Raw genomic sequence first — 14,526 nt, 5'->3', positions numbered from 1 at the left:
TGTGGGAGCGTGACCACGCCCAGCCGCACCGGGCCCGTGCCCGCCGTCGGCGCCCGACGCACCACCATCACCGACGTCGCGCGCGCCGCGGGCGTCTCGATCGCCGTCGTCTCCTACGCCCTCAACGGGCGGCCGGGGGTGTCCGACCGCACCCGCCGCCACGTGCTGCGCACGGCCGCCGACCTCGGGTGGCGTCCGAGCGCCGCCGCCCGCTCGCTGCGCTCGGCGCCGCACAGCGTGTCGGTCCAGGCCGTCGGTCCCGAGGACGCAGGGCGGGCCACCGCCGTCGCCCTCGGCCTGCGGTCGGCGCTCCGGGTGGCCGACGACGCGCCCGCCACCGACGTCGTCGTGGACGTGGCGCCGGACCTCGACACCGCCGTCCGCGACCTCGAGCACGCCTGGACGGAGCGGCGCCACGCCGCCTTCGTCGTCACCGGGCTGGCCCACGACGACCCCCGCGTCCGCACCGCGCACCGCGACGGCGTGCCGCTGGTGGCGCTCGCGCCGCCGGTGCCCGGCGTGCCGACGCACGACACCGCAGAAGGGGCGGCCGTCCCGTCGGGGGCGTGGTTCGCCGGGGACGCCGAGCAGCGCACGGCGCACTACCTGCGCACGCTCGGGCACGACCGGGTCGCCCTGCTCGCGCGCGACGCGCAGGAGCACCCGGCGGCCGGGCTCCTCGACGCGCTCGACGCCCCCGACGACGGCCGCGCCGGCCCGCGCACCGGCGCGAGGGCCGACCGGGTCGGCTACCGCACCGTCGAGGACGCCGCCGCGGGCGCCGCGCGCCTGCTCGCCACCGAGCAGCGGCCCACGGCCGTCGTCGTCGACGGCGACGTCGCCCTGCTCGCCGTGCTCGAGACCGCCCGCCAGCGCGACCTCTCCGTGCCGTGGGACCTGTCGGTGCTGGTGCTCGAGGACTCCCCCGCCTGCCGCCTGGTGCACCCCGCGGCGACCGCCGTCTCACGCCCGTGGGGCGAGCTCGGCGCCGACGTGGCCGCCGTCGTCCGGCCGTTGCTCGGTGGCGCCGGGAGCGCCGCGGACGCCGGTGCCGTCGGCGCCGCGGGCGGGTCCGCCGACGACCCCGACGGTCCGGGGGCCGTCGCGCGGCTCGTCATCCGGGGGTCCACGGCCCCCGCCCCCGCCTAAACGTTTCGCGCACTGTCCGGCACAGGCACCCGTTGCCAGGTTGGGAGGCGTCGGTGCCGACGGCCCGACGCCCGGGAGACCGGGGCGGGCGAGGCCCGCCGCGGCCCGGGCACCTGACGATCCAGGAGGCTCCTGTGCGATCAGCTTGGGAACGGCGCAAGGGTGCGCCGGCCAGAGGACGGCGGCACCGCGGCCGCACCACCGCCACGACCGCCGCCGTCGTGGCGCTCGCGGCGGCACCGCTGACGGCCGCGACCTCGGCGGGCGCGGCCGAGCCCCGCGTCGACAACCCGTTCGCGGGCGCCGACCAGTACGTCAACGCGTACTGGTCCGAGAACGTGACCGCCGCCGCGGACCGCGCCGGCGGCGCCCTCGGCGACTCGATGCGCGCCGTCGCGAACGAGCCCACCGCCGTCTGGATGGACCGGATCAGCGCCATCGAGGGCAACGCCGACGGCCCCGGGCTGCGGACCCACCTGGACGCCGCGCTCGCGCAGCAGCAGGGCGACACGCCGCTGGTGTTCAACGTCGTCATCTACGACCTGCCCGGGCGCGACTGCTACGCGCTGGCCTCCAACGGCGAGCTGCCGGCCACGGACGAGGGCATGCAGCGCTACGAGACGGAGTACATCGACGCGATCGTCGAGATCCTCGACGACCCCGCGTACGAGGACCTGCGCATCGTCGCGACGATCGAGCCCGACTCGCTGCCGAACCTCGTGACCAACGCCAGCGAGCCGCTGTGCCAGCAGGCCGCGCCGTACTACCGCGAGGGCGTCGCCTACGCGCTGGACCGCCTGCACGACGTGGGCAACGTGTACAGCTACATCGATGCCGCGCACGCCGGCTGGCTCGGCTGGCCGAACAACGCCCAGCCCGCCGCCCAGCTGTTCGCGGACGTCGTGGGCAGCACCGAGGCGGGCTTCGACTCGGTGGCCGGCTTCGTCACGAACACGGCGAACTCCACACCGCTGGCCGAGCCCTTCCTCGAGGACACCCAGCTCGGCAGCACCCCGGTGCGCTCGGCGAGCTTCTACGAGTGGAACGCCGACTTCGACGAGACGGACTGGACCGCGCACCTGTACGACCTGCTCGTGGCGGAGGGCTTCCCGTCGTCGATCGGCATGCTCATCGACACCTCCCGCAACGGCTGGGGCGGCCCCGACCGGCCCACCGCCGAGAGCACGTCGACGGCACTGGACACCTACGTCGACGAGTCGCGCGTCGACCGTCGCAACCACCGCGGCGCGTGGTGCAACCCCGACGGCGCGGGCCTCGGCGAGCGGCCCCAGGCCACGCCGGCCGGCTACCCCGAGTCGCACCTCGACGCCTTCGTGTGGGTCAAGCCCCCGGGCGAGTCCGACGGGTCGTCCGAGGAGATCCCCAACGACGAGGGCAAGCACTTCGACCAGATGTGCGACCCGACGTTCGCCTCGCCCAAGCTCGGCGGCCGCCTGACCGGTGCGCTCCCGGACGCGCCGCTGTCCGGCAAGTGGTTCGAGACGCAGTTCCAGATGCTCGTGACCAACGCCTACCCGGCGATCGGCGACTAGGAGGGCCGAGGTAGTCCGAACCGTGCCGAGGTAGTCCGCATCGTGCCGAGGTAGTCCGATCGTCGTCGGACTACCTCGGCGCGGTGCGTGGGGTGGTCAGCCGCGGCGGCGGAAGGTCACCGGTTCGTCGAGGTACGGCTCCCAGGCCGCGCGCTCGTGGTCGGCGATGCGGCGCGGGGCGCCGGTCGCGGCGTCGACGACGACGATCGTCGTGACGGCCTTGACGTAGGCCTTGCCGCCCGACGCCGGGCCGGTGCGGTCGAAGCCGCCCGGGACGCCGTCGTGCACCTCGTAGCAGACCTCCAGGCTCGCGCCCCCGATGGCGCCGATCCACATCTCCACCCGCACCGGGGTGCGGGAGAAGGCGAGCGGGCGCAGGTACTCGATCTGCTGCCCGGCCACCAGGGTGTGCGACGTCGCGTGCGGGCCGGTGTCGAGGATGGCGGTGGGCCACTCCTCGCCGTCCACGGCCTCCGGGTGCCGCCAGAACGCGGTGATGCGCGCGTCCTCCAGGAGGCGGAGCATCGCGACGTTGTTGACGTGCTGGTAGGCATCGAGGTCCGACCAGCGCAGGGGGACGGGGACGTGCAGACGGGTCATGGCTGGCATCGTCGCACGCCGGACGTGTGCCCCGGGAATCGGTCAGCCGGCCGCGATCGCCGCCGCGGCCCGGCAGCGGGCCAGCGCCGCGAGCTCGTCGCCCACCGGCACGCGCACCAGCCGGTCCGCCACGCCCGAGACGGACTCGCGCAGCCGACGGCGCACGCGGGCACGACGGCGCCGCGCGCCCCACGCGGCGAAGGCCCGCGCGACGAGCGCGAGCAGCAGGCCCGCGAGCAGCCCGCCGATCGCCAGCAGGGTGGGCCACGGCACCTCGAGGACGCCCCCTCCGGAGTCCGTCAGGTCCACGGTCAGCACCGGCAGGATCAGCGGGGGCAGCCGGAAGTACTCCACCACCGCAGCGGCGGCCAGCCACAGCAGCCCCACGACGGCGGCCGCGAGCAGCAGCCACTGCACCGTGCCCGCCACGGCCCACCACCGCGGCCGGCGCGCCGCCTCGAGGCGCGTGCCGACCACCGCCTGGTCGAGGTCCCCGGGCAGCCGGTCGATGGCGTCCTGCGCCCTGGCCCGCGCCACCAGCACCCACGGGTCCGGGGCGCCGTCGGTCACCTCGTCGACGTACCGGCGCACCGCCGACGCCGACGCCGCGCGCACGGCGGGGCGCGTCGCCGGGAGCGAGCTGCGCACCAGGTCGGGCCGGTCGGGACCGGGCCCGGATCCGTCGGCCGCCGTCCCGTCGGCGCCCCGCCGCAGGCCGAGCCGCCGCAACGGGTCCCGCCGCAGCCGCGACACCCACCGGGTGACCGGCCAGCCCGTGGCGAGGTGCGCGTCCCGCCGGTGCGCGGACGCCACCGCGTCGGCGACCGTGGGCACCCCCGCGGCGGCCTCCAGCGCGTCCACGAGCCCCCCGGCGGCGCGCTCCCCCGTCCGCGACGCCGGGCTCGACCCGCACGCGTCCGCGATCCGCTGGGCGGCGGCGCGGGCGTCCGCGGCGAGCCGGGCGGTCGCGGCCTCCCGGCGCGCCGCCGCCTCCGCCAGCAGGCCCTTGAGCTGGTCCATCCCCCGTCCGGTCCGGGCGGAGACGGCGAGCACGCGGGCGCCGTCGAGCCCGTCGGCGGCGACCAGCCGGCGCAGGTCGGCCAGCATCGCGTCGGTCTCGGCGTCGGTGAGCCGGTCGGCCTGGTTGAGCACCACCACGACCACCTCGGAGCGACCGGCCAGCGGGCGCAGGTAGCGCTCGTGCAGCACCGCGTCCGCGTACTTCTGCGGGTCCACGACCCACACCAGCAGGTCGGCCCGCTCCACCAGCCGCTCGGCCCGCACCCGGTGCTCGACGACCACCGAGTCGTGGTCCGGCAGGTCGAGCAGCACGAGCCCGGTCGTGATGCCCGCGGGCGCCCGCCGCCCCCGCAGCCGGGCGAGCCCGCGGCGCGCCGGGCGCGGCGCCCCGGCGTCGTCGTCGGGGTCGTCGTCCGCCGCCGTGCGCATCTCCTGGCGCCGCCTGACCTCGAGCCAGTCGAGCAGAGGGCCGGCGCCGTCGCCCCACACCGCGGCCACCGGGTGCGACGTCGTGGGTCGCCGCACCCCGACGGTGGCGATCTCGGAGCCCGCGACGGCGTTGAGCACGCTCGACTTGCCCGACCCGGTGGCGCCCGCGAGCGCCACGACGGTGTGCTCCGCGGAGAGCCCGCCGCGCTCGCGGGCCCGCTTCACGACCGCGCGCGCGTCGTCGAGCAGCTCGCGGTCGAGGCGGCCGCTCGCCGCCACCACCGCCGTCTCGAGCGCCGCGGTCCGGTCCGCGAGGTCGATCCTGCTCACCGCTCCCCCTCCTCGCGCCGGGTGCGGGACCTGCGGCGCGACCACCAACCGCCCCGACGCTCCGGTGCGCCCTCGTCGGGCGCGGGCGTGTCCTCGGGGCCGGCGGGCGCCTCGGGCGGGCGGAACGTGCCCGCGCCGCGCAGCAGCCCGCCGCTCCACGGGCGGGTCGTACCCTCGTGCGGGACGGCCCGCGCCGCCCGCTCGGACCTGGCCGCCTCCGCCACGCGGTGGGCCGCGTCCCGGACGCCGCCGGCCCCCGTGTCCTGGGTGCCGAGCGCGTCGAGCTGCGCGGTGTACCGGGCGGCCTGCCCGCGCAGCACCGCGTCGACGCGCCCGTTCAGGCGTTCCTTGGCCTGCGCCGCCAGCCGGCGCACGGCCTCGTCGCCGAACACCGCCTCGAGCAGCTTCTGCGCGACGATCGCCGTGCCGCCCGCGATGCCGATCTCCGCGCCGGTCAGCCCGGCGGTCGAGGCGAAGACGATCACCATGAGGCTGACGCCGAGCGCGTTGACGCCGAACGAGACCGCGCGGGCCGTGCCGCGCCGCGACTCGCCCTGCTCGCGCACGAGCGACAGCACGTCCTCCTGCCAGCCGCGGATCTGCTCCGCCACCTCGGTGCGCAGGGCCCCTGGGACACGCGCCAGGTCGAGGCCGTCCAGCAGCGCCGCGCCCGCGCCGTCTCCCCGCCAGGCCGCGAACGTGCGCTCGGCGGCCTGCTCCGCCGCGTCGAGGATGACCGACTCGAGCCCGTGCGCGATCGCCTGCTCGACCTGCGGCGCCTCCTTCGGCCGGCCGCGGAAGAACCGCACGACGGCGTCCCGCACCCGCCCGACGCCCGCCTCGACGGACCGGAAGAACTCGCCCGTCCCGACGAAGTCCTGCCAGCGGGCCAGCACCTCGCCGCGCAGCAGCGCGCCGTCGGACGTCGCGGTCTCCACCTGCTCCAGCGCCTCGGCGTGGTACCTGCGGACGGCGTCGCGCAGCCGCGCGTCGGCCACCTCCTGCCCGTCCGCGGTCTCCGCCAGGGCGACGGCTCGGCGCACGAGGTCGTCCACCACGCCGTCGCGCGTGGCGGCGATGACCCGCGCCCGCGCCTCGGGGTCGCCGCCCAGGCCCGACAGCCACGTCGCGATCTCCGCGACCGCCGCCTCGGGCAGCAGCCCGTCCATCAGCGCGCCGGGCCCCTGCTCGGCGGCCTCGCCGAGCACGAACACGCGCGCGTCCTCCAGCCCGTGCTCCGCCGTCATGCGGCGCAGGTCCTCGGCCACGACCTCCGCGCCCAGGTCGACGCGGTCGAGCACGATGGCCACCTGCGCCCGACGGCGGGCTGCCTGGCCCAGCAGGTCCCACGGCACGGCGTCGGCGTACCGCGCCGCCGTCGTGACGAACAGCCACAGGTCCGCCGCTCCCAGCAGCTGGGCGGACATCTCGCGGTTGGCCATCTCGACGGAGTCGATGTCGGGGGCGTCCAGCAGCGCGAGTCCCTGCGGCAGCGCCTCGCTCGCCACCAGCCGCAGCGCCGCGACGCCCTCAGCCGACCCCGCGCGCCCCGGGTCCCCGGGGCCGCCCGACGACGACACCCGGGCCAGGCCGGGCAGCACCCGGTCGGTGGTGAACCAGCGCGCGTCGAGGGGGTGGTGCACCAGGACGGGCGCGCGAGTCGTGGGGCGCAGCACGCCCGGCGCGGACACCGGCTCCCCCAGCAGCGAGTTGACCAGGGTGGACTTCCCCGCCCCCGTGGACCCGCCGACGACGACGAGGAGCGGCGCGCGCTCGGCCCGCAGCCGCGGCAGCAGGTAGTCGTCGAGCTGGTCGACGGCCTGATGGAGGTCCGTCCGCGCGCCCGCCACCCCGGGGGTCTCCAACGGCAGGCGCAGCGCTCCGAGCCGGGCGCGCAGCGTCTCGAGCGCGTCGACCAGCTCCCGGGCCGCCGCCCCGTCCCGCGGGTCGGGGGCGGGAGTCGTGTCCGGGTCGGTCATGTGCCCAGTCTGCCCATCAGGGACGATCCGCGCAGAGCAGGCGTGCGCGAGCAGCCGCACGCCGGGCGCGTCAGGCCAGACGACGACGCAGCCACGCCACGCAGACCTCGCCCTGGGCGCGCTGGAACGCCCGCAGGTGCGGGATGCCCGGGACCGGCGGCTGCAGCGATGAGTGCACGAAGTATCCGGTCTCGGCGACGAGGTAGGCGGTGACGCCATCCTCGTCCGTACCCGCCGGCAGCGGGCGCAGGCGCAGCGCCTCCTCCGGTGTCGGCCCGCCCTCGACCTGCACCGCGGGCAGCATGCCCACCAGGTCGCAGAACGCCGCGCCCCGTGCTGCGTACGCCCAGTCGACGGCGAGCGCGCGCAGCCCGCCCCGCCCACGCTCGACGAGCACCGCGTTGTCGCCGCGCAGGTCGCCGTGGACGAGGCGGTCGCCGGCCACGGCCGCCGGCGCCTCGAGCTCGAGCGTCGCGAGCCGGTCCAGGTGCTCGGCGAGCCACGGGTCGTACGACGCGAGTCCCGCCGGCCGTTCCGCCGCGAGCCGGCCGACGAGCCGGGCGGGCAGCTCGGACCCGGCGTCGGGGAGCACCCCCGCCGCGACCTGATGCTCCCCCACCTCGACGGCGAGGTCGAGCACCGCACGCAGCTCGTCCTCCCGCCACGGCGGCACGGGCGCGCGCCCGGCGACGGCGTCGAAGGCCAGGGCCACCCACTCGTGCCCGTCGGCGGCCGCCTCGGTCATCCAGTGCAGGTGCGGCGCGGGCGCGCTCCCGTCGAGCACCGCCGCACGCTCCGCCTCCTGGCGGTACAGGCGGACGGTGAACTCGTGCTCCGTCGACACCGCCTTGACGAACACCGCGCCGCGGTCGGTGCGCAACGTGGACGCCAACCCCTGGGAGTAGCCGCCGTCGTGGCTCGTCCAGCCCGTGACGGCCGCACCGATCCGGTCCTCGATCGCGCCGCGCACCGACGCGGGCAGGTCGGGCCAGGTGGGGCGGGTGCGGGTGGTCGTCGCGGTCATCGCAGGAGTATCGCCGACGGGCGCTCCTGTTCCCAGGCATTTGCCGGAGGCACGACGCCCCCGGCACCGCGAGGGTGCCGGGGCGTCGTGCGTGCGTGGAGACCGCGCTCAGTCGCGCGTGAGCTTGCGGTACGTGACGCGGTGCGGGCGCGCCGCGTCGGCGCCCAGGCGCTCGACCTTGTTCTCCTCGTACGAGGCGAAGTTGCCCTCGAACCAGTACCAGTTCGCCGGGTCCTCCTCCGTGCCCTCGTACGCGAGGATGTGCGTCGCGACGCGGTCGAGGAACCACCGGTCGTGGGAGACCACGACGGCGCAGCCAGGGAACTCGAGCAGCGCGTTCTCCAGCGAGCCGAGGGTCTCGACGTCCAGGTCGTTCGTCGGCTCGTCGAGCAGGAGCAGGTTGCCGCCCTGCTTGAGGGTCAGCGCCAGGTTGAGGCGGTTGCGCTCGCCGCCGGACAGCACGCCCGCGGGCTTCTGCTGGTCCGGGCCCTTGAAGCCGAACGACGCCACGTAGGCGCGCGACGGGATCTCCACGTTGCCGACCTTGATGAAGTCGAGCCCGTCGGAGACGACCTCCCACAGCGTCTTCTTCGGGTCGATGCCGCCGCGGGACTGGTCGACGTAGGAGATCTTGACGGTGTCGCCGACCTTGAGGTCGCCGCCGTCGAGCGGCTCCAGGCCCACGATCGTCTTGAACAGCGTGGTCTTGCCGACGCCGTTCGGGCCGATGACGCCGACGATGCCGTTGCGCGGCAGCGTGAAGCTCAGGCCGTCGATGAGCTGGCGCCCGTCGAAGCCCTTGCGCAGGTTGCTGGCCTCGAGGACCACGTTGCCCAGGCGCGGGCCCGCGGGGATCTGGATCTCCTCGAAGTCGAGCTTCCGCGTCCGCTCCGCCTCCGCGGCCATCTCCTCGTAGCGGGCCAGGCGCGCCTTCGACTTGGTCTGGCGGCCCTTCGCGTTGGAGCGCACCCAGTCGAGCTCGTCCTTGAGGCGCTTGGCGAGCTTCGCGTCCTTCTTGCCCTGCACCTCGAGGCGCGCCTGCTTCTTCTCCAGGTAGGTGGAGTAGTTGCCCTCGTAGGGGTAGAGGCGGCCGCGGTCGACCTCGCAGATCCACTCCGCGACGTGGTCGAGGAAGTACCGGTCGTGGGTGACGGCGAGGACGGCGCCCGGGTACGTGGCCAGGTGCTGCTCGAGCCACAGCACCGACTCGGCGTCGAGGTGGTTGGTGGGCTCGTCGAGCAGCAGCAGGTCCGGCTTCTCCAGCAGCAGCTTGCACAGCGCGACGCGGCGGCGCTCACCACCGGAGAGCACCTTGACGTCGGCGTCCGGCGGCGGGCAGCGCAGGGCGTCCATCGCCTGCTCGAGCTGGGAGTCGAGGTCCCACGCGTCGGCGGCGTCGATGTCCTCCTGCAGCGTGCCCATCTCGGCGAGCAGGGTGTCGAAGTCGGCGTCCGGCTCCGCCATGAGCGCGGAGATCTCGTTGAAGCGGTCGATCTTCGCCTTGAGCGGGCCGACCGCCTCCTCGACGTTGCCGAGCACCGTCTTGTCCTCGTTGAGCGGCGGCTCCTGCATGAGGATGCCGACCGTGTACCCCGGGGAGAGGCGCGCCTCGCCGTTCGACGGCTGCTCGAGGCCCGCCATGATCTTGAGGATCGTCGACTTCCCGGCGCCGTTGGGGCCGACGACGCCGATCTTGGCGCCGGGCAGGAAGTTCAGCGAGACGTCGTCGAGGATGACCTTGTCGCCGTGCGCCTTGCGCGCCTTGTACATGGAGTAGATGAACTCAGCCACTGGCTCTGCTTCCACCGTTCGATCGCGCGGAGACCCGACGGGTCGGGTCCGAGAAGTTCGAGGCTCCAGCGGGCACGCTGGAGGACCGGCATGGCGGCCGGTCCACCAGCCTACGCGAACCCGGCCCTCACACGCCGACCGGCACCGGGCGGGCGTCCTCACGGTCCGGCCCGGCGTCGTCGTCCGGCTCCGACCCCGGCGTGGCGCCGGCCCACGGGTCCACCGCCTCCGGGGAGTCGGTCCGGTCGACGACGCGCGTGAAGCGCGCCAGCCCGCGGGTGACGTCCGGGCCGACCGCCTGCGCCTCGATGACGAGCTGCCAGCGGTCCTTGCCCTCCTTGTCCGTCCACTCCTCGGTGGACATCCGGCCGGTGACGACCACGGGGTCCCCCTGCGCCAGCGACTCCGCCACGTGGCGGGCGCCGGCGCGGAAGGACTTCACCGTGAACCACAGCGTCTTGCCGTCCGACCACTCGCCGCTGCGCGCGTCGCGCACCCGGCGGGTGCTCGCCACGCGGAAGGTGGTCCACTCGACGCCGCCGTCGGACCGGTGCAGGGTCGGCTTCGTCCCGACGAACCCGCCCACCGTGATGCTGACCTCGTTCATGCGCTCCTCCTGGGCTCGCCGCCGGCGGCCGCCGGCGGTGCGCCCAGGATCAGTCGCCCGAGGCCCGGTGCGCCCCCGCCTTCGCGGTCGCTGTGGACGACGACGTCAGCTCCGACCCTGTGGGCAGCCTCAGGGACCCCGTGAGCGGCTGCGACGTCGGCAGCTCGGTCGCCGACTGCGCGAGCTCACGCACGCGACGGTGCTCGAGGAGCAGCTTCTGCGTCGGCTCGCCGAGGCCCTCGGAGAGCACCCGCTCGAGCGCGGCCCGCCCGGCGGACGCCACGGCCTGCTCGCGCTTGCGCGCCAGGGCGCGCCGCGACGCCGTCCCCGCGAACGCCACCACCACGGCGGCCACGGCCGCCACGCCGGCCAGGGCGAGCACCACCGCCGGCCAGGGCGCGGCGAGGTCCAGCACGCCGGTGAGGGCGAGCACCCCCACGACCGCCGCGAGGACCGCGAGCGCGCCGAGCACCCAGGACGTGCGGCGCAGCACCCGGGCAGACCCGGGCCCGCGCGTGTCGAGCGCGATGCCGCGCAGCGCGCCCGCCACCGACGTGCGCAGCTGGTCCGCCCCCGCCACCGAGGAAGCGAGCGACCGCTGCCACCCGGGGCGCAACGACGCGCCCGCGCGGGTGAGCCAGCGGGCCCGCGACAGCGCGACCGCGTCCCGGTCCGGCGGCGGCACCTCGGGGCGGCCGTAGCCGTTGCGCACCGCGTTGCCGACCTGGCTCGCGACCGCGTCCAGGCCCGTCGCGGCGACCAGCGCGTCCAGCTCCCGCTCGACGGCCGGGCCCATCTGCCACGGCACCTCGGCCGGGGTCTGGGCCAGCAGCAGCCGCGCCGCGGCGTCCAGCTCGGCGGCCGCGCGCCCGGCCGCGACCGACCGCCGCGCGCACGCCTCCTCCAGCAGCCCGCGGACGTGGTCGACGCCCTCGCCCGTCTTCGCGGACACCCCCTGCACGTACACGCCGGTCAGGCCGTCGTCCTCGAGCAGGCGGGACAGGTCGGCCAGCAGGTTCTCCCGCTGCGCGTCCGGGACGGTGTCCACCTGGTTGAGCAGCACCACCATCGACGACTCCGAGCCCACCGAGTCGCGCAGGTAGCCTGAGTGCAGCGCGTCGTCCGCATACTTCTGCGGGTCCACCACCCACACCAGCAGGTCGACCAGCGGCAGCACCCGGTCCACGACCTCGCGGTGCGCCGGCTCGACGGAGTCGTGGTCGGGCAGGTCGAGCAGCACCAGCCCGGCGAGCTTCTCCTCGTCCTGGCCGTCGAGCTCCCCGCCCTGGGTGATGCGGCGCTCGCGGTCGACGCCGACCCAGTCGAGGAGGGCCTCCGCGTCGTCCGACCACGAGCACGCCGTGACGCGTGCCGTCGTCGGCCGCTTCACGCCGACGTCGGCGAAGCTCAGCCGGGACACCTTGTTGAACAGGCTGGACTTGCCCGAGCCCGTGCCCCCGGCGAACGCCACGACCGTGTGGTCCACGCCGAGCGCGAGGCGCTCCCGCACCCCCTCGACCGCGGCCGAGACGCGCTGCGACGTCGCGTCGTCGAGGCGCGGGCCGGCGATCTCGAGCGCCTGCGCGAGGTCCTCGGTGCGGGCGCGCAGCGTCGCGTCGTGGGACGGGCTCTCGGTCATGTCAGCCTCCTGAGCTCGGCGAGCCGCACGCGCAGGCCGGCGGCCGCGTCGTCGGCGGGTTCGGACGGGCCGAGGTCGTCCAGCACGGCCTGCACCTCGGCGTCGACGACGGCGGCCGCGCGGTCGCCGAGGTCGTCGCGCAGGGTGGCGACGGGTGCGGCGGCCAGGTCCCCCAGGACGCGGCTCAGCAGGCGGTCGGCGTCGCCGCTGCCCGCGGCGGACGCGAGGAACAGCGTCGCGAGGCCCCGCGAGCCGAACGCCTTGACGGCGGCCTCGACGCGCGCGGCGGACGCGCCGTCCCCGGCGAGCTCGGCCACCAGGGCGTCGGCCCGCTCGACCCACTGCGCCACCCGGCCCGGCACCTCGGCCTCGCGGGCCGCGGTGCGCGCCGCGCCGTCGGGGGCGACGGCCTCGCCACCGGCGGGCGCTCCCGGGCCGGCGAGGACGGCGCGCAGCCGCTCCTCGACCCGGGCCCCCGACGCCGCCAGGGTGCGCGTGGCGGCGTCGACGACGTCGGACCGCAGGCCCTCGAGCGCGGCCTCGCGGGCGCGGCCGGCGCGCCGCGTGCTGCGCGCCCGGTCGCCGCGCACCTTGACCCGGTCGACGCCCACGGTGCCGGACAGCTCGCGCCAGCGCGCCTCCACGGACGCCCCGGCGACGACGCCGGCGGCGACCGCGTCGCGGGCGAGCTGCTCCGCCGCGGGGATCTCCTCGGTGACCCGGCGGCGCAGGACGTGCACGGCCTCCTGCTGCGCGTCGATCGCGTCCGCCAGCGAGGTGACCCACCCCGGCAGGGCGCCCAGCGCGCCCTTGAGCGTGCGCACGACGACGGCCCGCGAGCGGTCCGGGCCCGCGAGCATGGTCAGCCAGCGCCGCACCGGCTGCACGACGGACGGGTCGAGCATCCCCTCGTGCGGGCCCACGTCCGGGATCACGAACAGCGGGACGTCGGTCATGCCGTGCTCGCGCAGGCGCTGCAGCAGGTCGCCGCGCACCGTCGTCAGCGTCTCCTTCGGCACCCGGTTGAGCACCATCGCCACCGACGCCCCCCGCTCGGTGGCGCGGGCCAGGGCCTGCCACGGCAGCGCGTCGCCGTAGCGCGCGGCGGTGGTGACGAAGAGCCACAGGTCGGCGGCCTCGAGCAGCTGCTGCGCGGTCGAGCGGTTCTGCTGGACGAACGAGTCGAGGTCGGGCGCGTCCAGCAGCGCCGTCCCGCGCGGCACGCCCTCGTGCTGCACCACGCGCGACAGCTCCGTGACGGGCCCCGGCGACATGACGTCGGCGTCCGCCGGGTGGTGGGCCAGGACCGGCTCGCGCGTCGTGGGCCTCAGCACGCCCGCCTCGGAGACCGTCTCCCCGAGCAGCGAGTTGTACAGCGTGGACTTGCCCGCGCCGGTCGACCCCGCCACGACGACGACGGCCGGCGAGGACAGCTCCTTCAGCCGCGGAAGGAGGTGCTCGTCCAGCTGGGCGAGCAGCCGGTCGCGGGAAGCGGCAGCCTCCTCGGCGCCGTCGATCGGGAGCGGTAGCTCGACCGCCGCGACGTCACGGCGCAGGTCGCGGGCGACGTCGTGCACGGTGACGCCGATCTCCTCGCCCGCCCCGGCGTCCTTCCTGCTCGCGGCGCGGCGCGAGGCACGGGTCTCCAGGGAAGGTGTCACGGGCACATCCTTCCCGCTGGTGGGTTCAGTGCCAAACGCGCGCGCCGCACGGCGGGCCGATCCCTGCGTGCGGCGCGAGCGAGAAGTTGGTCACCCAGCGCGTCGAGTACTCCCTGACCGAGCACGGGCGGGCACTCAACGAGACGCTCGCCCCGCCCGGGCGATGGGGCTCCGAGCGCATCCGGCGCGAAGGCCGCGAGCTGGTCGACCACGCCGACGCGGCGGCCATGCCCCGACCCTGACCGATCAGGGTCACCGGCGCACGTGGTCGGCAAGGTCTCGGAACATGGCGGCATCGAGCACACCGTTGCGCTGGCCGTTCCTGCTCGGCGTGATCCGCAGGGTGACCGACGCGCCGTGATCACCAGGACGGACGTAATAGCACTGGTCGGTGTCGGGGCAGTAGATGCAGACGACGTCGATCGCGGTCTTGTCCGTTGGCTTGGCGTGAGTGCCCTGACGGTCGTTCCAGACGGATCGAAAGTGGACGGTGACAGCGCCAGCACGCGCCGCGCGGTACTTCACCTGGAGTCGGCAGAACGCGCCGTCCGCATAGGCGACGAGATCGAACGGAGCGTGCTCGGTTGCCGGAAAGAGCACCACGAATCCCTGACCGACGAGGTTCGCGTGCGCCTTCGCCACGCCAAGATCGCCCTTGTCCTTGGTGTGGTGCGACGCCATGCCGTCACACTAGTAGATGGGTGTTCCATCGCTCCAGTCCTCCGACCACCGTCCCGACTCGGT

At 75.7% G+C, this 14,526-nt stretch carries 12 protein-coding genes; 3 read left to right on the top strand and 9 right to left on the bottom strand.

Going from position 1 to position 14,526, the window contains the following annotated elements; translation table 11 throughout:
* The first annotated feature begins 9 nt into the window (after window positions 1-9).
* Both AAG589_RS09055 and AAG589_RS09050 read left to right on the top strand, forming a co-directional pair.
* The gene (locus tag AAG589_RS09055; RefSeq protein WP_430566905.1) at window positions 10-1,149 is read left to right on the top strand and encodes a LacI family DNA-binding transcriptional regulator; all 1,140 of its coding nucleotides are present in this window, start codon (window positions 10-12) and stop codon (window positions 1,147-1,149) included.
* 134 nt (window positions 1,150-1,283) lie between these two features.
* Entirely contained in the window at window positions 1,284-2,702 is a 1,419-nt protein-coding gene (locus AAG589_RS09050) for a glycoside hydrolase family 6 protein (RefSeq protein ID WP_430566904.1), read from the top strand.
* Between the two features lie 96 nt (window positions 2,703-2,798).
* Here the strand turns inward: AAG589_RS09050 and AAG589_RS09045 are convergent, their stop codons facing one another.
* From AAG589_RS09045 to AAG589_RS09010, 8 genes are all read right to left on the bottom strand, one after another.
* Window positions 2,799-3,302 carry an acyl-CoA thioesterase gene (locus tag AAG589_RS09045; protein ID WP_430566903.1) on the bottom strand — a complete coding sequence of 168 codons (504 nt, stop codon included), beginning with the start codon at window positions 3,300-3,302 and terminating at the stop codon, window positions 2,799-2,801.
* 42 nt (window positions 3,303-3,344) lie between these two features.
* A complete protein-coding gene (locus tag AAG589_RS09040; RefSeq protein ID WP_430566902.1) occupies window positions 3,345-5,081 on the bottom strand; it encodes a GTPase in 1,737 nt (578 codons plus the stop codon).
* Complete coding sequence (locus tag AAG589_RS09035) at window positions 5,078-7,060, bottom strand: dynamin family protein (RefSeq protein ID WP_430566901.1); 1,983 nt, start codon at window positions 7,058-7,060, stop codon at window positions 5,078-5,080. The genes AAG589_RS09040 and AAG589_RS09035 overlap by 4 nt, the downstream gene beginning before the upstream one ends.
* 70 nt (window positions 7,061-7,130) lie before the next feature.
* Window positions 7,131-8,084, bottom strand: a complete 954-nt coding sequence (locus AAG589_RS09030) for an aminoglycoside phosphotransferase family protein (RefSeq protein ID WP_430566900.1) — start codon at window positions 8,082-8,084, stop codon at window positions 7,131-7,133.
* A 108-nt stretch (window positions 8,085-8,192) separates the two neighbouring features.
* On the bottom strand, window positions 8,193-9,875 hold the full coding sequence (gene ettA / locus AAG589_RS09025) for an energy-dependent translational throttle protein EttA (RefSeq protein ID WP_430566899.1): 1,683 nt from the start codon (window positions 9,873-9,875) through the stop codon (window positions 8,193-8,195).
* Window positions 9,876-10,002: 127 nt separating this feature from the next.
* Entirely contained in the window at window positions 10,003-10,482 is a 480-nt protein-coding gene (locus AAG589_RS09020) for a single-stranded DNA-binding protein (RefSeq protein ID WP_430566898.1), read from the bottom strand.
* Window positions 10,483-10,531: 49 nt separating this feature from the next.
* The gene (locus AAG589_RS09015; protein ID WP_430566897.1) at window positions 10,532-12,121 is read right to left on the bottom strand and encodes a GTPase; all 1,590 of its coding nucleotides are present in this window, start codon (window positions 12,119-12,121) and stop codon (window positions 10,532-10,534) included.
* Complete coding sequence (locus AAG589_RS09010; RefSeq protein ID WP_430566896.1) at window positions 12,118-13,782, bottom strand: GTPase; 1,665 nt, start codon at window positions 13,780-13,782, stop codon at window positions 12,118-12,120. Before AAG589_RS09010 ends, AAG589_RS09015 begins: the two co-directional genes overlap by 4 nt.
* Window positions 13,783-13,868: 86 nt before the next feature.
* Between AAG589_RS09010 and AAG589_RS09005 the strand changes: the two genes are divergently transcribed.
* The gene (locus AAG589_RS09005; protein ID WP_430566895.1) at window positions 13,869-14,024 is read left to right on the top strand and encodes a winged helix-turn-helix transcriptional regulator; all 156 of its coding nucleotides are present in this window, start codon (window positions 13,869-13,871) and stop codon (window positions 14,022-14,024) included.
* A gap of 10 nt (window positions 14,025-14,034) precedes the next feature.
* On the opposite strand, the gene AAG589_RS09000 is transcribed toward AAG589_RS09005, so the two are convergent.
* Complete coding sequence (locus AAG589_RS09000; RefSeq protein ID WP_430566894.1) at window positions 14,035-14,463, bottom strand: group I intron-associated PD-(D/E)XK endonuclease; 429 nt, start codon at window positions 14,461-14,463, stop codon at window positions 14,035-14,037.
* Window positions 14,464-14,526 lie beyond the last annotated feature (63 nt).

It is taken from the genome of Isoptericola sp. F-RaC21 (assembly GCF_038593535.1).
Taxonomy (GTDB): domain Bacteria; phylum Actinomycetota; class Actinomycetes; order Actinomycetales; family Cellulomonadaceae; genus Isoptericola.
Note: the sequence above shows the minus strand (reverse complement) of the source record. Positions and strands in the feature narration are given on the sequence as shown.